This window comes from Myroides fluvii, assembly GCF_009792295.1.
Lineage (GTDB): Bacteria > Bacteroidota > Bacteroidia > Flavobacteriales > Flavobacteriaceae > Flavobacterium > Flavobacterium fluvii_A.
In genome coordinates this window covers 1,040,507-1,057,291 of sequence record NZ_CP039934.1, presented here as the reverse complement: position 1 = coordinate 1,057,291, position 16,785 = coordinate 1,040,507, and the positions used below count along the sequence as shown (strand labels likewise).

General features: G+C 37.7%; 19 protein-coding genes and 1 tRNA gene. 12 read left to right on the top strand and 8 right to left on the bottom strand.

All coding sequences use genetic code 11. From position 1 onward, the window contains the following. Position 1: 1 nt before the first annotated feature. The 4 genes from FBR08_RS04930 (at position 2) to FBR08_RS04915 (ending at position 4,291) form a co-directional block, all read left to right on the top strand. A complete protein-coding gene (locus FBR08_RS04930) occupies positions 2-1,135 on the top strand; it encodes a YncE family protein (protein WP_158961695.1) in 1,134 nt (377 codons plus the stop codon). An 83-nt stretch (positions 1,136-1,218) separates the two neighbouring features. Continuing rightward, positions 1,219-2,136, top strand: coding sequence for a PKD domain-containing protein (locus tag FBR08_RS04925; protein WP_158961694.1), 918 nt, complete (start codon positions 1,219-1,221; stop codon positions 2,134-2,136). Positions 2,137-2,161: 25 nt separating this feature from the next. Then, positions 2,162-3,256 carry a DUF4465 domain-containing protein gene (locus tag FBR08_RS04920; protein ID WP_158961693.1) on the top strand — a complete coding sequence of 365 codons (1,095 nt, stop codon included), beginning with the start codon at positions 2,162-2,164 and terminating at the stop codon, positions 3,254-3,256. 162 nt (positions 3,257-3,418) lie between these two features. Next, positions 3,419-4,291: a DMT family transporter gene (locus tag FBR08_RS04915; RefSeq protein ID WP_158961692.1), complete on the top strand. Its 873-nt coding sequence runs from the start codon at positions 3,419-3,421 to the stop codon at positions 4,289-4,291. Here the strand turns inward: FBR08_RS04915 and FBR08_RS04910 are convergent. Beyond that, positions 4,271-4,789 (bottom strand): DUF456 domain-containing protein, encoded by a 519-nt coding sequence (locus FBR08_RS04910; RefSeq protein WP_158961691.1) that lies wholly within the window; start codon positions 4,787-4,789, stop codon positions 4,271-4,273. The two genes, FBR08_RS04915 and FBR08_RS04910, sit on opposite strands and share 21 nt — an antisense overlap. A gap of 50 nt (positions 4,790-4,839) precedes the next feature. On the opposite strand from FBR08_RS04910, the gene FBR08_RS04905 reads away from it, so the two are divergent. Further along, on the top strand, positions 4,840-5,319 hold the full coding sequence (locus tag FBR08_RS04905) for a hypothetical protein (protein WP_158961690.1): 480 nt from the start codon (positions 4,840-4,842) through the stop codon (positions 5,317-5,319). Here FBR08_RS04905 and FBR08_RS04900 read toward each other — a convergent pair whose 3' ends face one another. Further along, positions 5,320-6,258, bottom strand: coding sequence for a hypothetical protein (locus FBR08_RS04900; RefSeq protein ID WP_158961689.1), 939 nt, complete (start codon positions 6,256-6,258; stop codon positions 5,320-5,322). A 60-nt stretch (positions 6,259-6,318) separates the two neighbouring features. Here FBR08_RS04900 and ruvC point away from each other — a divergent pair, with 60 nt between their 5' ends. From ruvC to FBR08_RS04880, 4 genes are read left to right on the top strand one after another with little or no spacing between them, the layout of a single operon-like run. After that, positions 6,319-6,873 (top strand): crossover junction endodeoxyribonuclease RuvC, encoded by a 555-nt coding sequence (gene ruvC, locus FBR08_RS04895; protein ID WP_158961688.1) that lies wholly within the window; start codon positions 6,319-6,321, stop codon positions 6,871-6,873. Further along, positions 6,873-8,006 carry a radical SAM family heme chaperone HemW gene (gene hemW / locus FBR08_RS04890; protein ID WP_158961687.1) on the top strand — a complete coding sequence of 378 codons (1,134 nt, stop codon included), beginning with the start codon at positions 6,873-6,875 and terminating at the stop codon, positions 8,004-8,006. Before ruvC ends, hemW begins: the two co-directional genes overlap by 1 nt. Before the next feature lie 4 nt (positions 8,007-8,010). After that, entirely contained in the window at positions 8,011-8,781 is a 771-nt protein-coding gene (locus FBR08_RS04885) for a cyclase family protein (protein ID WP_158961686.1), read from the top strand. Positions 8,782-8,792: 11 nt separating this feature from the next. Beyond that, positions 8,793-9,164 carry an MmcQ/YjbR family DNA-binding protein gene (locus tag FBR08_RS04880; protein ID WP_158961685.1) on the top strand — a complete coding sequence of 124 codons (372 nt, stop codon included), beginning with the start codon at positions 8,793-8,795 and terminating at the stop codon, positions 9,162-9,164. 7 nt (positions 9,165-9,171) lie between these two features. On the opposite strand, the gene FBR08_RS04875 is transcribed toward FBR08_RS04880, so the two are convergent. The 3 genes from FBR08_RS04875 to FBR08_RS04865 form a co-directional block, all read right to left on the bottom strand. Next, positions 9,172-9,606: an energy transducer TonB gene (locus FBR08_RS04875; protein WP_158961684.1), complete on the bottom strand. Its 435-nt coding sequence runs from the start codon at positions 9,604-9,606 to the stop codon at positions 9,172-9,174. An 89-nt stretch (positions 9,607-9,695) separates the two neighbouring features. After that, positions 9,696-10,943 (bottom strand): M56 family metallopeptidase, encoded by a 1,248-nt coding sequence (locus FBR08_RS04870; protein WP_158961683.1) that lies wholly within the window; start codon positions 10,941-10,943, stop codon positions 9,696-9,698. 4 nt (positions 10,944-10,947) lie between these two features. Next, complete coding sequence (locus tag FBR08_RS04865; protein ID WP_158961682.1) at positions 10,948-11,313, bottom strand: BlaI/MecI/CopY family transcriptional regulator; 366 nt, start codon at positions 11,311-11,313, stop codon at positions 10,948-10,950. Between the two features lie 168 nt (positions 11,314-11,481). Here FBR08_RS04865 and FBR08_RS04860 point away from each other — a divergent pair, with 168 nt between their 5' ends. After that, positions 11,482-12,027 (top strand): hypothetical protein, encoded by a 546-nt coding sequence (locus FBR08_RS04860; protein WP_158961681.1) that lies wholly within the window; start codon positions 11,482-11,484, stop codon positions 12,025-12,027. 47 nt (positions 12,028-12,074) lie between these two features. Here FBR08_RS04860 and miaE read toward each other — a convergent pair whose 3' ends face one another. Next, the gene (miaE, locus tag FBR08_RS04855) at positions 12,075-12,656 is read right to left on the bottom strand and encodes a tRNA-(ms[2]io[6]A)-hydroxylase (RefSeq protein WP_158961680.1); all 582 of its coding nucleotides are present in this window, start codon (positions 12,654-12,656) and stop codon (positions 12,075-12,077) included. A gap of 90 nt (positions 12,657-12,746) precedes the next feature. On the opposite strand from miaE, the gene FBR08_RS04850 reads away from it, so the two are divergent. Next, complete coding sequence (locus tag FBR08_RS04850; RefSeq protein WP_158961679.1) at positions 12,747-14,009, top strand: glycosyltransferase family 4 protein; 1,263 nt, start codon at positions 12,747-12,749, stop codon at positions 14,007-14,009. Between the two features lie 192 nt (positions 14,010-14,201). On the opposite strand, the gene FBR08_RS04845 is transcribed toward FBR08_RS04850, so the two are convergent. Continuing rightward, a complete protein-coding gene (locus tag FBR08_RS04845) occupies positions 14,202-15,590 on the bottom strand; it encodes a dipeptidase (protein WP_158961678.1) in 1,389 nt (462 codons plus the stop codon). Positions 15,591-15,739: 149 nt separating this feature from the next. Between FBR08_RS04845 and FBR08_RS04840 the strand changes: the two genes are divergently transcribed. Beyond that, a tRNA-Leu gene (locus tag FBR08_RS04840) sits at positions 15,740-15,821 on the top strand. A gap of 80 nt (positions 15,822-15,901) precedes the next feature. Here FBR08_RS04840 and FBR08_RS04835 read toward each other — a convergent pair. Next, positions 15,902-16,651, bottom strand: a complete 750-nt coding sequence (locus FBR08_RS04835) for a hypothetical protein (RefSeq protein WP_158961677.1) — start codon at positions 16,649-16,651, stop codon at positions 15,902-15,904. Positions 16,652-16,785 lie beyond the last annotated feature (134 nt).

The following is a 16,785-nucleotide window of genomic DNA, read 5'->3' as shown; positions in this document are numbered from 1 at the left end:
TATGCGAAAGATAAGTTATGGGTTCATTCTGATTAGTTTGCTCGTCAGTAGTTGTCGAAAAGACGAATTGATTTTTGCCTCCGATAGTTCGGTAGTCTCTATTCCGGTGCAATTAGAACATTACCAAGGATTCTACTTGTTGAATGAAGGAAATATGGGAATGAATCGGGCAACAATTGATTGGTTTAACTATGAAACAGGCTTGTATACACGCGATATTTTTGCCGAGAGAAACCCGTCTATTCCCCGTGAATTAGGCGATGTAGGAAATGATTTGAAAATATATGGAACCAAAGCATATGCAACAATTAATGCCTCCAATTTTATCGAAGTTTTTGATGTGGCTACGGGTAAACACCTCAAGCAAATTCACTTGCCTAATTGTCGATCTTTAGCTTTTGCTAACGGAAAAGCCTATGTAAGTTCATTCGCAGGAAAGATCGAAGTCAACCCCAACGCAGAAATTGGATTTGTTGCAGAAATTGACACTCTATCTCTACAGGTTATGCGCAAAGTACAGGTAGGCTATCAACCAGAAGAAATGGCAATTAAAGGGAATAAATTATATGTAGCTAACTCAGGAGGTTATCGCGAACCCAGTTACGACACTACCGTTTCTGTTGTTGATTTAACGACCTTTACGGAAGTGAAAAAAATAGAAGTAGCGCCCAATTTACATCGCATGCAAGTAGATCGCCGAGGGGATGTCTATGTTAGTTCTAGAGGAAATTACCGAGAAATCCCCCCTAATCTATACGTCATTGATACAGCAACAGATGAAGTTAAGCAACGATTAAATATTCCCGTATCAAATATGACAATGGATGAGGATAAATTGTATTATTATGCCAATGCTTATCAAGCGAATACGAATGCAAATGAAGTTTCTTTCGGAATTCTAGATACAGCAACCAAACAAGTCATTCGCCCTGCTATCATTACGGATGGTACAGCACAACAGATTTTGTTGCCTTATGGTATTGCTGTTAACCCAGAAACGAAAGAAATCTATATTACGGATGCACAAGATTATATCGGAACTGGCTATATTTATTGTTATGCGCCAGATGGAACGCTGAAATGGAAAACCACAGCCGGAAATATTCCTGCGCATATTGCCTTTATTACCCAGTAGGGGGAAATGGAGTTCTCCCTTAATAATAAAACGGGGATAAAGAAGAATGGCAATTCGCCTATAATGAGAAAAAGAAACTACACATGAAGAGAAGAGTAAAACTATTGGTCTTAGTAAGCACCGTTTTATGCAGTGGAATAAGTTGTTCTAGCGATCGTGAATCAGGAGAGGAAGAAACCAAAACAGCGAAAAAAACGGTGACAAAAGTTTTGGAGTATGCGCCTGCATTTGGGCAATTCGTGAATGAATTACCACTATATGAAGCAGGTGATACGCAAGAAAGTATGAGAGTAAAGGCCGAAAAGGCATTGGTTAAGAATGAAGTCATCACATTAGGCGGTTTTGGTGGGTATGTGGTTTTTGGATTTGATCATACCATTGACAATGTACCGGATAAACGAGATGTTCGAATTTTGGGAAATGCATTTGCCAATAATGCAGAACCTGGAGTTATTCTCGTCGCCTATGATAAAAACAAAAATGGCATGCCGGACGAAGACGAATGGTTTGAAATTGCTGGCAGTGAACACCATAACCTCGCGGTAATTGAAAACTATAGGATTGTGTATTATCGACCAACGAAACAGGCGGAAGAGACACCAGGAGAAGTAAAAGAATACATGCGTTGGAAAGACAATCAAGGCAATGAAGGATGGAAGACCAAAAATCAGTTTCATCAACAAAGTTATTACCCTCAATGGATCAAAGCAGATTCAATTGCGTATAGTGGAACATTGTTGCCTAATAATGCAGTAGAGGTTGGATCATCAGAAAATAGTTGGCAGTTGAAGGCATTTGCTTGGGGATATGCGGACAATTATCCGAATACTAGAGAAGGTGCAACGATTGATATTGATTGGGCGGTGGATAAAGCAGGAAACAAAGTACACTTACCAGGAATTGATTTTATTAAAATTTACACCGGATTAAATCAGGAAGCGGGTTGGCTTGGCGAAACCTCTACCGAAGTGGCGGGAGCCATTGATTTGCACCTAGAATAAAAATACTAACATTTAATTTATAATTATGAAAAAGAGTTTTTTGCGTTTGAGTACCCTATTTGTCTTGGGGCTAAGTTTAACAACGGTAACATTAACAAGTTGTTCGAGTGACGATAGTGGGGTATATAATGTTGCCCAAGATAAGGGTTCTCTAACAGCAGTTACTTTTCAAGAACTTGTAATTGACCCAAAAGTAGAAGCGCAAGGAGCTGTTTTTACTTGGTTTGACCACACAGCTAACCAAGTAATCTCCAAGGAGTCTACTTTAAAGTATGCTTTTCAGACACCAGGTGAACATAAGATATCGTTAAAAATCGAACGTGGAAATAAGGTAGAATTATATACCTATACCGTTCAGGTTGCAAAATCTGACGATTTTGACTATGTGAGATTAAATCTTGCTGATTTTGATTTAACCGATGGTTTGGATACTGCAGGAGGAAAGATTTGGAAAAATACATTTACAGAAGATATCGCTTTAAAGACTTCTGTTTTTAGTTTCAATCACAATGCAGTGTCAGAATGGAAGATGTGGTATGGATTTACGGTTTCGAATAGTAATGACAACTCCAATCAATTGGAAACAGAGGGAGGATGGCTAAGCAACCAATGGGGGTCTATGGCACAAGGGGGAATTGCAGGCAAGGGAAAACCGTTTTTAGTTGCTTATGCAGATCATAAACCCGATGCGAGTGTATTGCAAGCAGGAGCTGAGATAGAGATAGAAAATTTTAGCGCAGTGGTCACTCTAGATGATGCAAATCGCTATAAAGCTGTAAGTACAGCTGTAGCAATTAGCCCTTGGTCTTACTATGGAATTACAGAAGGGGATGATTATGCTACTACCTTCAAAACAGGTGATTATTTTGCTTTACACGTTTATGGAGTGGGAGCAGATATGAAATTAACCGCAACGGAACCTGTAACACACTATTTTGTTGATTTCAGAAATGGAGTGAATCCCATAAGTAAGGACTGGAATACCGTTGATTTATCCTCACTTGGAGAAGTGAAGTACTTGTTGTTTTTCCTTGATACAACAGATAAAAATGCACAAGGATATGCAAATACAGCCCTTTATTTTACAATGGATCAATTAACAGTTAATCCTGTTGAATAAGAAAAAGCCGATGGTAATAAACAGAAAGTCTTGCCCTTTGGGGTAAGGCTTTTTTTATTTGTTTTTGACTTTCGATTCACAGGAAAAACATAAATGGAAAAGAGTGAAAACACAAAAAAACTAACGTATTTTGCAAGGCAAATTAAAAAGTATATAAATCAAATGGCAAATAAACCTAGGATTGCTCTGTTTATCGGAATTCTGTGTATTTCTATTTTTCCCGTATTAGTGAAAATGGCTTTAGTGCCAGGACTTATATCCGCTTTTTATCGCATGGGAATTGCGGCTCTGTTTATCGTTCCTTATGCTTTATTGACCAAACAAATTAAATTATACGATCGTAAAACAACGATTTTGATGGTGTTATGTGGCGTGTGTTTCGGTTTGGATATAGGTGTTTGGAATATTGCTATTCAGGGCTCAACCGCTACGCAAGCAACGCTCTTAGGTAATTTGGCCCCAGTTTGGGTGGGTATAGGAAGTTACTTCTTTTTGCAAATGAAACCTTCGCTCAATTTTTGGATTGGAACGGTATTGGCGTTAATCGGTATGGTTACCTTAGTGGGAATTGAAGTATTTGTCAACTTATCGTTTGATATTCCCTTTCTATTCAGTATTCTTTCTGGTTTGCTTTATGCGACTTATATTTTATTGAGTAAGAAAGTATTAGGCCAAGTTGGTGTTGTTTCCTTTATGTTGTATAGCATTACCGTATCGACTCTATTTCTCGCTGTGCTCAATGGCATTATGGGATCCGAGTTTACAGGGTTTTCTACAGCAGGTTGGATGACGTTAATCGTACAAGGGATTGTGTGTCAGCTATTGGCGTGGTTGCTGATTAGTTATGCTACCCAAAATATGCGAGCGACTCGCGTTTCTTTGAGTTTGCTAAGTCAAGCGCTATTTGCTGCTCTACTCGCCTGGTATTTCTTAGATGAAGCTATTTCCATTCAAATGGTTATTGGCGGGTGTATTATCCTTTTGGGAATTGGAATTACCTTTATCAATAAGCCCTTAATTGGACGACCAAGGTAAAGAAAGCGAAGCGAATTTTCCAATCATTAATGCGAGTCCCCAAATTAAAAAAGCAAGACTAAAGATAATCTTTAAGAAGGTAGAAGCAAGGAATCCGATAAACGAGCCTATAGCCGCTTTTAGTGCACGAGCAATATCTCGACTGTCAAAGATTAGTTCACCAATGAAAGCGCCTAGAAAAGGCCCTAAAATAAAGCCAAAAGGGACAGGGGTAAGAATACCGAGGATTAAACCAATATTGGTTCCCCAAACGCCGTATTTGCTTCCTCCAAAACGCTTGGTTCCTTGAGCGGGAATGACGTAATCCAAAATGGATACGACAATTGTTATCCCTAAACTCCCCCAAAGAGCCAGACTACTCATCTCAATGCCGTCTACAAAATACAGACACAACATGCCCAACCAACTAACTGGAAGTCCGGGTAGGGCCGGAAGAACACTGCCAATTATTCCGAAAATTAATAGTAATAGGCTTAATATTAATAAGAAATAGTCCATCTCTATTTTTTTTGTATTTTTGATTAACTAATGTACAACAATATTGTTTGATGAAATCGAGTTGGATAATTTTCTTTTTTCCTTTTGCATTCACTTCATGTCAGTGGATGTCCGCTCAGCTTCCCAATGAGCAAGAATTACTCGAGGAAGAGTTAAACAAAATTGATTGGACAAAAGTGGATACTTATCCCAGTGTGGCTAGTTGTGATACTATTTTTGATGAAACAGCGCGCAAAGCGTGTTTTTTTGATTATATCACGGCTGCTTTAGAAGAAAACCTTCGTGTGGATACCCTTCGTGGAACATTTGAAACGATAGATACATTAAAAGTGTTAGTAACTATTCAAGCAGATGCACAAGTCGCTCTATCTCTTTATCAGTTAAACGACAGTGTAAAACAACAACTCAAAAGTGTAGATAGTCTCTTACTCGAAAAAAGTAAACAGTTTCGCACATTGTCACCCGCAACTAAACGAGGCGTTCCCGTAACCAGTCAATTTGTGCTGCCTCTTGTGCTGCACAAGCAATAATTACTTTTTAAGCTTAAATGTCAATACAAAGTAACTGCCAATTGAAATGGGAAGCACGATATTCAATAACCAAATCAAAGTAGCTACTAAAGCAACGATCCATTGATTCACCTCCAAAGCAGAAAAAATAAACATAGCAATACTGCCCTTAACTGCAAATTCTAAAAATTGAAAATTAGGCAAGGAAGAAGCTAATAGATAGATGGCAGACACCGCACACAACAATTCAAAATAGGGAATTGATACACCAAATAGATAATACAAAATTACGTATTGATGCGTAAATGAAGCATAGCGCAATAAAGCTAAAAATAAATTCTTGCGATGTGTTTTTTTGGGAATCTCTCTCAATAGTTGAATCACAGTATTGAATGAATAACCTTTAATACTTAGGTGGCGTAAAGACAAAAAAAGCAACACAATAGCGATTGCAATACCATACAGGATCCACAAATAATAGGGAGGAATAAACTGATGGGTATAGTTGAGGATAGTAAGACCAATTAAACCAAAAACGATCGCATAAATCACCTGTACACCATTGCATACCATATTGAGGAAAATTACCCTTCCGGTGTCTTTTTTAGGAAAATACAAGGCTTTTCCCGCATATTCTCCAATGCCATTAGGCGTAAAAATTCCTAAGGTCAAGGCACTGAGAACTTGCTTAGTTGCCTGACCAACAGTTACAGGGTGGATGAGAGAAGATAAATTCTGCCACTTTAATATCTCAATAAATCGATTAGAAAAAGTCAAGCAAAGTAAAGCAAAAAGAGCTAGCGTGTTTTTGGGATCTGCAACCACTTCGCTTACGAGTCCAAAATCTAAACTATCGTCATTTGCCAGTTTGTTATAGATATAATAAAAAGCACTACTTACCACGATAATCTTAAGTAGAAGTACAAGGAATTGCTTAGTTTTGTTGGATACAATTTTCATCAACGCAAAGTAAACTATATTTTTTGTGTCTTGGTGAATACAATAACAAAAATTAAGCATTTGACACTAGATAGAATCATATTAGGGATTGATCCAGGTACGACGATTATGGGATTTGGACTCATACGCGTGGTGAATAAGAAAATGGAGTTTATTCAATTGAATGAATTGCAATTGAATAAATACGACGATCACTATACGAAATTGCGTCGAATTTTTGAACGTACCATTGAATTAATTGAAACCCATTGTCCAGATGAGATTGCCATTGAAGCTCCTTTTTTTGGCAAAAACGTACAGTCGATGTTGAAGTTAGGACGCGCCCAAGGGGTAGCTATGGCTGCGGGGCTGTCTCGAGGTATTCCTATTACGGAATACGAACCTAAAAAAATAAAAATGGCCATTACAGGTAATGGGAATGCAAGTAAAGAACAAGTAGCTAAGATGTTACAACAATTGTTGGGATTAAAAGAATTGCCTAAAAATCTCGATAGTACTGATGGATTAGCAGCTGCAGTTTGTCATTTCTTCAATTCAGGAAAAACGGTAGTTGGAAAATCATATAGCGGTTGGGATGCTTTTATCAAACAAAATCAAGATCGAGTTAAAAAGTAATGGCAGGTATATATATTCACATTCCCTTTTGTAAGCAAGCGTGTCACTATTGTGATTTTCACTTTTCTACTTCCTTGAAGAAAAAAGAGGAAATGTTGACTGCATTACATCGCGAACTGCTCTTGCGCAAAGAGGAGTTGAAAGGTGAAACCATAGAAACCATCTATTTTGGAGGAGGTACACCTAGTATTTTAGCTGTTGAAGAAATCAATGCGTTACTTGCAACTGTTTATCAAAATTATACGGTGGTCGATCAACCTGAAATAACACTAGAGGCAAATCCAGATGATTTAACGACGTCAACGATTCATCGTTTGGCGCAATCCAAAGTCAATCGATTGAGTATAGGCATTCAATCTTTTGGAGAGGAAGACCTTAAGATGATGAATCGCGCACATAATGCACAAGAAGCGATTAGCTGTTTAAAAGAAGCAGTTCAATATTTTGACAATATTTCTATCGATTTGATTTACGGTATTCCCAATCTATCGAATGAACGTTGGCTCGAAAACATTCAGCGTATTTTGGATTTGGGTATTCCTCATATTTCGTGTTACGCCTTGACGGTGGAGGAGCGCACTGCTCTAAATAAGCTCATTCAAAAAGGAGTGGTTCCCAGTCCTAAAGAAGAAGTAGCACATGCGCATTTTATGCTGTTGATTGAAAAATTAAGAGCCAATGGATATGTTCACTATGAGTTATCTAATTTTGCTAAACCAGGGTATTATTCTAAAAATAATTCGGCCTATTGGTTGGGTAAAAAATATTTGGGTATTGGTCCTTCTGCTCACAGTTTTGACGGTACGTATCGCAGCTGGAATATTGCAAATAATCCCTTGTATATTAAGTCTATTGAAGGAGGTGAATTGCCTTCAGAAGTAGAAAAGCTTTCGCTTTCAGATCGTTATAATGAATACATTATGACGGGATTGCGCACGATTTGGGGAGTGGATTTAGTGCGTATAGCACAAGAATTTGGTTCCATATACCATGCGTATCTAGTCCGTGAGTCCGCTTCTTTTATCGCTGATGGTTTGATGCAAGAAGTGGAAGGAGTATTAACCATAACAGATAAAGGAAAATTTTTAAGTGACGGTATTGCATCTGATTTATTTTGGTTAGATTTGAAATAAAACATTGAAAGCAACCTTTTCTTTTTCGGATCAAAACTACACCGTTGATTTTTCTCAGCCCATCGATATCTCTATCCCTTTAACCAATACGGAAGAAAATCCCATTGCATGGTATTTGGATAAACCCTCTATTGAACCTGTTCGCGTGGGCGATTGGGTAGGGAAAGTTAGTGAAGGACAATCGTCTACAAATTTTAATACCATTGCCTTTAATCCCCATGGACACGGTACACATACCGAATGCTTGGGGCATATTACCCGCGATTTTTACAGCGTTAATGACAGCTTAAAAACCTTTGTTTTTTTAGCACAAGTCGTTACCATTGCGCCTCAAATAGAGGAAAATGGAGATGCAGTTATTGGAGTAGAACAACTGCGTCACGTATGGCAGTCACAAGGACAAAAAGCCATTGTGATTCGCACTTTACCCAATGAACAAGAAAAGAAACACCAAAAGTATTCGCATACGAATCCTCCCTATTTAGCTGCAGAAGCTGCTACTTTTTTGCGTGAACAAGGAATTAAACATTTACTTATTGACTTACCAAGTGTAGATAAAGAAAAAGATGAGGGAAAACTCTTAGCGCATAAAGCGTTTTGGAAAGTAGATGATGTGGATCAAGTCAATGCTGATGCTCAGTTCGATGCTACCATTACGGAGATGATTTATGTGCCAACAACGGTAAAAGATGATTTCTATATTTTGAATATACAAATTGCCTCTTTTGTCAATGATGCCTCGCCAAGTAAACCGATTTTATATCAAATTTTTTAATCTCCTACATTATGGATGTACATGTGATTTACGATTACTGTTTAAATAAAAAAGGAACAACAGAAGATTTTCCTTTTGATGAAGAAACCCTGACTTTTAAAGTAGGAGGGAAGATTTATCTCTTGCTTAATTTAACGAAATGGGAGCAGGGGAATTGCTTTGTCAATTTAAAATGTGACCCTGAAAAGGCAGAAGAATTGCGTGCGGATTACAGTGAGATTACCCCGGGTTATCACATGAGTAAAAAGCATTGGAATAGCATTCACCTTGGAGGTTCTGTACAATGGACCTTGCTCAAAGAATTAATTGATCATTCCTATGAGTTGGTGTATGCCAGTTTAACAAAGAAAGTAAAAGATAGTTTAAACGAGATAGCTGTTTAGTATGTGATTACTTGGATTCTTCTATAATCGGAAAAACGGTAATGGGCAAGGTCATTAATACGCGTACAGGCTGACCCTTGTTTGATCCAGGTTGCCATGTTTTCAATTGTTCAAAGGCTGTTTTAACGCTTTGTTCAATATCATAGCCATAATCTCTTACGATGTCAATAGTAGAGACTTGACCGTCTTTTTCTACAACATATCGAACTACAAATACCAATTTGCGTATGGAAGCATCTAGTTGTGGCGATTCGAATTGAGCCTCAAAATCCTTCGAGAAAGCGGAGAATCCTCCCGGATATTCTGGAGCTTTATCAACCAGTATGTAAATTTCATCGTCATCCATCAACTGTTCTTCCTTTGGAGAAGTAGAAGTTGAGTTTTGAGCCGATAGACTACCTAAAGTTAAAAGAAATAAAAGAATAGTAAGGTGAATTTTCATTCTGTAGTTTTTAGGTGGACTAAAGGTAATAAAAAAGAAGAGCAGTTGGATGCTCTTCTTCTAAAATTTATAAAAAAATGTTAATTTTTTTAGACTTCTTTTTCTGTCGCCTCTGTTGGGTCAACGCGTATTGTAATAGGTAGTGTGAATTGGCTGCGTACTAATTTTCCATTGTCTTTGGCTGGAATCCATTTCTTTGTTTTAGCTAAAGCATTTATTGCTGCTTCTCCTACACCAAAACCGGGATCTCTGACAATCCTTATTTCATTCAAACTCCCGTCTTTTTCCACAATAAATTGAAGAATAACGCGGATAGATTCTCCTTCAAATTTTGGCGCTTCAAAATTGGTGATGAACTCCTGATTAAAGGAATTCATTCCTCCGGGATAGTTGGCGGGTTCTGTCACTGCAATGTGTACTTCATTTGAGTCTTCCGTTTGTCCTGATTTCGGAGCTATTTCACTTTTGTGTTTAGGCTTATCTTGAGCAACTACAGTCGTAATTCCCATGAAAGCAAATAAGGTTAAAGTACTTAAAATTGCAAAAGTGTTTTGTAATGGTTTGTTGGTTTTTGTGAGCATAGTGAAACGTTTTTTGGTTAAATTAAAATTAAAAGAACTGCTCAGAGGAAGTTCTTGGTGTTGATAGGTTTGGGTTAATAGTAATTGTAAATATTCTTGTGTTTCTTGCTTGGATGTATTCAGTGTATCATCCGCTAGAAATTCGTGATTTAAAGCAATTTGTTGTTGGTACACATACAAAAGCGGTTGAAACCAAAAGACTATTTTCAACCCTTCAATCAATAAAATGTCTATTGAATGTCGCTGTTTGACGTGATTGTATTCGTGTAAGAGAATTTTATTGTTCCAATCAATTGGAAGATGAAGGGGTAAATAAATGGTCTGTCTAAATGTAAAGGCACTGTCTAGATGATTTAAGAGAACAAAGCGTTGCCCTTTGTCATATAGTACAGTTCCTTCTTGAGTTAAGCGGTTAAAATGACGTAGTGAACGAATAAAACGGATACTCATCAAAAGAACCCCTAATCCGTAAATACTCCACAATATACTAGACACCGACCATGTTTTTGGTAGCCCTTCAGCAGTCTGTGTTTGAGGAGAAATAATCACTTCGTTTAACTCTTGTAGTTTCATATTGGTTGCAGTTAATATACTCGTAGAGGAAATTTTGATTAACGGCAACAGAAAAATAAAAGCTAAGGCAAAAAGTAGATAATATCGCTTGAAGACATGGATTTTGGTAGATTCCAAGAACAGCTTGTAAATTCCAATAGTCAAGAGCAATAAGAGTGTGGTTTGGATGAGGTATAGCAGCATACGTTTAGTCTTTGATTTGGTCTTCGACAATCTTTTTTAAAGCTTCTAATTCTTTCTTGCTCATCTTGCTTTTTTGCGTGAAGAATGAGGCAAAGGAAAACGCAGAATTATTGAAATGTTGCTCTACCAAATGGTTGAGGTGCGTTTCAAAATAATCCTCTTTATGGATCAATGGGGTGTAAGCTCTTGAATTTCCAAAGGTCTCATAGGTGATAAACCCTTTTTCAGTCAATCGCTTGAGCAACGTGGCTAGCGTTGTTTGAGCGGGTTTCGGTTCCGGGTATTTGTCCAACAGATCTTTGGAAAACGCCTTTTGTAATTCCCATATATACTCCATGAGTTGTTCTTCTGTTTGAGGTAGTTTAATCATGAATTTATTTTTTTTAAGGATGATTTAGTATTTTTAAATCTATTTATGTAGATGTTGTTCTACAAATATAGAACAAATAAAATAACAACCAAATAAATCCGATGCTATTTTTGAAAAAACGACTTATATTTACAGATGTAAAATGTTTATTCTTATGCTGTTCAATCAATGAATAAAGAAATTTATGAGGCATTAGTCGTTGGAAATACGAGTTTAGCAAGTCGAAAAAAAATCATACAACAAGTATCGAATGCAGGAGCATTGATTGAAACGTTGGTTGATTTTACCTTTGATCCAAAAATCAAGGTCAATGTATTAGCCAGTATTGTTTTGGATGATTTGCTCCAAGCGAATCCGTTCCTATTAGATCCTTATATTGAGTTATTCATTCGTCAATTGCCCCAAGTAGAAGATGAAAGTGTCAAGCGATTGACGAGTAAAATGGCGATTGTTTTAGTTGAAAAAAGAGGGAATCTATTAGATGCAACACTAGAAGAGGCGATTCTCGATCAGTGTTTGGTTTGGTTAACCTCAGAAACCAAAGTAGCAACAGAATCCAATGCGATGCATATTATTATGCGTTTAGCACCTAAATTTCCTGAACAAGCGAAATTAATTGGAGAATTGATTGAAGTGCGTTTTCATGAAAAGACGCCTGCCTATCAGAGTAAGGCACGTAAATTATTGCAGAAAATAAAAAAATTAGAGCGTTAAACCCACGCCATAAAAAAATGCGAGTATCACTACTCGCATTTTAATTATTATCCGTGGATATGTTCTTTTGTTCCGTAACTCTGAATTAAGTTACCTTCAAAATCCAGCCATTCTTTCCAACGTTTATCAACGTCTACGCGTTCCGTGTATTTGCGGGCAAATTTTAAGAAAGTCGTATAGTGATTGGCTTCAGAAACCATTAAGTCATAATAAAATTTAGCTAGTTCTTCATCGTCAATGTTTTGCGACAACACGCGAAAACGCTCACAACTTCTAGCTTCGATCATAGCAGCAAAAAGCAAGCGATCGATGAAAGCATCATTTCTACTCCCATCTCTTTTGCAAAATTTAGCCAATTGATTCACGTAATCATCTTTGCGTTCGCGCCCTAAGGTATAACCTCTTTGCTTGATAATCTCGTGAACCATTTTGAAATGTTCCATCTCTTCAATAGCGATTTCCGTTAATTCCGTTACTAAATCGTCGTGTTCTGAGTTGTAGGCAATTAGCGTAATGGCATTGGTCGCCGCTTTTTGTTCACACCAACAGTGATCAGTCAAGATTTCTTCAAGATTAGATTCGGCAATATTAGCCCATCTTGGATCGGTTAAAAGTTTAAGTCCTAACATAATTCCTTTTCGTTTGTCACAAAAATACTAAATATAATAGAGATTAAAAATTGGAACGATTTAGTACAGAAGAAGCTGTATTTTTGCGAGATGGATAATTCATTAGAAGGGAAGAAGATATTAATTATCGGTCAGGTATGGCCCGAATCGCGTTCCTCTGCAGCGGGTAAGCGCATGTTACAGCTGTTGGAGGTCTTTCAATCGTGGAACATGGATATTTACTTTGGATCTACTGCACAGAAATCACCCTATAGCGATGATTTGAGTATTTTTCAATTGAATGAAATTGAGGTTTATCTCAATGATGAGCGCATGGACCAAGTATTAGCGGATTTACAGCCCGATTGGGTGATGTACGACCGTTTTATGATGGAGGAACAGTTCGGATGGCGCGTAACGGCTCAATGCCCTCAAGCGCGTACCTTACTCGATACTGAGGATCTCCACTTTTTGCGTTACGCCCGTCAGGAACTAGTGAAAAAGGGAGTGGGAACTATTGACGATTATTTATATAGCGATAAAACCAAGCGCGAATTGGCGAGTATTATGCGTTGTGATTTGACACTCTTGATTTCTAGTGTGGAACTTGAGTTATTGGTTCATCAATTTCAACTTCCCCCTGATATTCTTTTGGTTCTTCCTTTTTTAGAAAATGAACTATCCGTAGAGGAACAAGACGAATGGTTGCCTTTTGAACAAAGAGAAGGGTTTGTTTTTATTGGCAACTTTATTCACGAACCCAATTGGCAGACAGTTTTGCGCTTAAAAACAGAAATATGGCCATTGCTACGCAAGCGATTACCTCAAGTTCAATTGCATATTTATGGTGCTTATCCGTCAGCTAAAGTATTGCAATTACACAATCCGAAAGAAAATTTTTTCATTCACGGTAGGGCAGAAGATGCTTTAGCAGTGGTGGGGCAAGCAAGAGTCATGTTAGCTCCAATTGCCTTTGGGGCTGGAATAAAAGGAAAGTTTGTGGATGGCATGCGTGTAGGAACGCCCAATGTAACTACAACTGTGGGAATAGAAGCCATGGCTACAGCCGAAGAGTGGAATGGGTTTGTTGCAGATGAGGTAGAAGAGTTCATCCAAAAAGCCGTTGAATTGTATCAAAGCGAAAGTAGTTGGCTTGAAAAACAAGAAAAAGGAAGGACTTTACTGCAACGTTCTTATAGTAAAGCAAAGTATACAGCAATTTTCAAAGAAAGCGTTTTGCTTTTAGATCAAGATATAGACAACCACCGTAAACGTCATTTTCTAGTAGAAGTATTTAAACATCACAGTGCGCAAAGTACCAAATACATGGCACTGTGGATTGAAGAAAAGAACAAACATAAAAAAAGCGAGTAACCAAAAGGTACTCGCTTTTTTGTATAAGAACTCCTCTTGACTTTCTCTAATTGGTTGAAAAATTGCTATTTTGAGCCTGCTTTTTGCCATTTTTTCATTCCGTAGCCCTGCTATGCAACTTAAAAATGCCTTTAATCAGATTCAAAATAGCTAATTTTCACTTCAATCAAAAAAGTCAAGATGAGTTCTAAATTATTTTACTAATTCCATGTAGTATTTGTAGAACAATGGAATGGTTTCAATTCCTTTCAAGTAGTTGAAAACACCAAAATGCTCATTTGGAGAGTGAATGGCATCTGAATCCAATCCGAATCCCATCATAATTGATTTAGATCCTAATTCCTCTTCAAATAGCGCAACGATTGGAATACTTCCTCCAGAGCGAACTGGAATCGGTGTTACCCCAAAGGTATCTTCATACGCTTTTGCTGCCGCTTGGTACCCAATAGAGTCGATAGGCGTTACATACCCTTGTCCTCCATGATGCGGTTTTACTTCCACTTTTACACCTGCAGGCGCAATGCTTTCAAAGTGTTTTTTGAATAGTTCTGTAATCTCTTCCCAATCTTGGTTTGGAACTAAACGCATCGAGATTTTAGCGAATGCCTTACTTGCGATTACTGTTTTAGCACCTTCTCCTGTATATCCACCCCAAATTCCGTTTACGTCTAATGTTGGACGGATCGAGTTGCGCTCGTTGGTTGTATAACCAGCTTCTCCGTATACTTCATCAATATCCAATGCTTTTTTGTAATCGTCTAAAGAGAATGGACGCTTAGCCATTTCATCGCGCTCTTCGCGTGATAATTCCTCTACTTTGTCATAGAATCCTGGAACCGTGATGTGATTGTTTTCATCGTGTAAAGAAGCAATCATCTTCGTTAATACGTTGATGGGGTTAGCAACCGCTCCTCCGTATAATCCAGAGTGTAAATCTCTGTTCGGACCTGTTACTTCCACTTCCACATAACTCAATCCTCTCAATCCTGTTGTGATGGACGGTTGTTGATTGGAAATCATTCCCGTATCAGAAATAAGAATCACGTCGTTTTTCAATTTGTCGTGGTTTCTTTTGACGAACCAACCTAAACTTACTGATCCAACTTCTTCTTCTCCTTCAATCATGAATTTCACGTTACAAGGCAAAGTGTTTGTTGCAATCATATATTCAACCGCTTTCACGTGCATGAACATTTGCCCTTTGTCATCACATGCTCCACGTGCGAAGATCGCTCCTTCTGGGTGAAGGGGTGTTGTTTTAATTACAGGCTCAAACGGTGGAGATGTCCAAAGTTCAATTGGATCTGCTGGTTGTACGTCATAATGACCGTAAACCAACACCGTTGGAAGAGCAGGATCGATGATTTTTTCTCCATATACGATAGGATATCCCGGCGTTTCGCACAATTCTACCTTGTCGCAACCTGCTTTTATTAAATTTTCTTTTACTGCTTCTGCCGTGTTTATTACGTCTTGTGAGTACGCACTATCTGCACTGATAGAAGGTTTTTTTAGTAGTTCAATTAGCTCATCCAGAAGACGTTGCTTGTTTTCTTGAACAAATTGTTTTGAATCTTTCATAGTATATATCGATACAGTTATATTATTCCTTACAAACATAAGAATAAAAAAAAATTATTTTTTTCTTGCGCATTAAAAAACAGGTTGTATATTTGCAACGTCTTAAAAGAACAACAGTACACAAGTGTACAGCAGTTCTGGAGCCACCTGCGGGTGTGGTGAAATTGGTAGACACGCCAGACTTAGGATCTGGTGCCGCAAGGTGTGTAGGTTCGAGTCCTATCACCCGCACTAAAGCCTCTTCGAAAGAAGAGGCTTTTTTATTGGGGTAAATCGGTCCTGTTACCTGGAATCGCATTCGACTGATTGGATTATCCAGCTGTTGGTTCTGTCGGAAAACTACCATCACCATGACCGTTGTACACATTTCCTAAGACCGAAATAGTTGCACGATCCACGGTAAATACAAAATCCCAAGTTACGCTTGCTTCTGCTTTTGTATGTGTCCAATTAATTTCCCCTTGAAAAGTATGATTAATTGTTGTGAGTATTACGGTGGGAGCTTGTCCCGAAGAAGTACCTGTTTGACAGGTTAATGTCGCTTTTAAACCGCGTTCTGAAGAAAACATGGAGACAATCGTTCGAATTTTATCTTGTCCAGTAAAAATCGTATGTCGTTGTGGACTATTTGGTGAATTAAAGGTTAGTTTGTGAATGGGATTTGACCTACTTTTATCTGCTGTTGAGGTTGTGGATAAGTCGGTTGGTTCAAAACCTGCATAATACGTCTCATTTGGTGTTTGCATGATGATAAAAGAAGCGCCATTTCCTTTTTTCTCTTGGATGTAACGATTCAACCGATCTAATTCATGGCTAAAGCTTTTTTTGTGATCAGGAGCTATACTAGTGAGCTGTGCTTGATGTTCTTGTTGACTGAAATCCAAGTAGTATTTCTGGTTGACTTTATCTATACGGACATAGTCTTTTAAAATATGATAATCTTGCTTGTAATTTGTTGTTTTTACAGTTTTTTCAGAGGAGACAATAGTGTCTTCTGTGCAACAACTGTTCGTTGTTAGAACTAAAAAGGCAAGAAAAAATGGATTTTTGTTTCTTTTCATTGTATTGAATATTTAATGATTAAAAAGGGATTTAACCTGTTTATTGGCTCAAAATTCTATATAAAATTGATTATTATCTAATTTGAGTTTGTTATTAATATGTAATTGGTTGTTTTTGTTTAATTTTTGTAATT

Coding starts and splice junctions, on each gene's coding strand:
- FBR08_RS04930 (WP_158961695.1), top strand. CDS start 2: ATGCGAAAGATAAGTTATGGGTTCATTCTGATTAGTTTGCTCGTCAGT.
- FBR08_RS04925 (WP_158961694.1), top strand. CDS start 1,219: ATGAAGAGAAGAGTAAAACTATTGGTCTTAGTAAGCACCGTTTTATGC.
- FBR08_RS04920 (WP_158961693.1), top strand. CDS start 2,162: ATGAAAAAGAGTTTTTTGCGTTTGAGTACCCTATTTGTCTTGGGGCTA.
- FBR08_RS04915 (WP_158961692.1), top strand. CDS start 3,419: ATGGCAAATAAACCTAGGATTGCTCTGTTTATCGGAATTCTGTGTATT.
- FBR08_RS04910 (WP_158961691.1), bottom strand. CDS start 4,789: ATGGACTATTTCTTATTAATATTAAGCCTATTACTATTAATTTTCGGA.
- FBR08_RS04905 (WP_158961690.1), top strand. CDS start 4,840: ATGAAATCGAGTTGGATAATTTTCTTTTTTCCTTTTGCATTCACTTCA.
- FBR08_RS04900 (WP_158961689.1), bottom strand. CDS start 6,258: ATGAAAATTGTATCCAACAAAACTAAGCAATTCCTTGTACTTCTACTT.
- hemW (WP_158961687.1), top strand. CDS start 6,873: ATGGCAGGTATATATATTCACATTCCCTTTTGTAAGCAAGCGTGTCAC.
- FBR08_RS04880 (WP_158961685.1), top strand. CDS start 8,793: ATGGATGTACATGTGATTTACGATTACTGTTTAAATAAAAAAGGAACA.
- FBR08_RS04875 (WP_158961684.1), bottom strand. CDS start 9,606: ATGAAAATTCACCTTACTATTCTTTTATTTCTTTTAACTTTAGGTAGT.
- FBR08_RS04870 (WP_158961683.1), bottom strand. CDS start 10,943: ATGCTGCTATACCTCATCCAAACCACACTCTTATTGCTCTTGACTATT.
- FBR08_RS04865 (WP_158961682.1), bottom strand. CDS start 11,313: ATGATTAAACTACCTCAAACAGAAGAACAACTCATGGAGTATATATGG.
- FBR08_RS04860 (WP_158961681.1), top strand. CDS start 11,482: ATGAATAAAGAAATTTATGAGGCATTAGTCGTTGGAAATACGAGTTTA.
- miaE (WP_158961680.1), bottom strand. CDS start 12,656: ATGTTAGGACTTAAACTTTTAACCGATCCAAGATGGGCTAATATTGCC.
- FBR08_RS04850 (WP_158961679.1), top strand. CDS start 12,747: ATGGATAATTCATTAGAAGGGAAGAAGATATTAATTATCGGTCAGGTA.
- FBR08_RS04845 (WP_158961678.1), bottom strand. CDS start 15,590: ATGAAAGATTCAAAACAATTTGTTCAAGAAAACAAGCAACGTCTTCTG.
- FBR08_RS04835 (WP_158961677.1), bottom strand. CDS start 16,651: ATGAAAAGAAACAAAAATCCATTTTTTCTTGCCTTTTTAGTTCTAACA.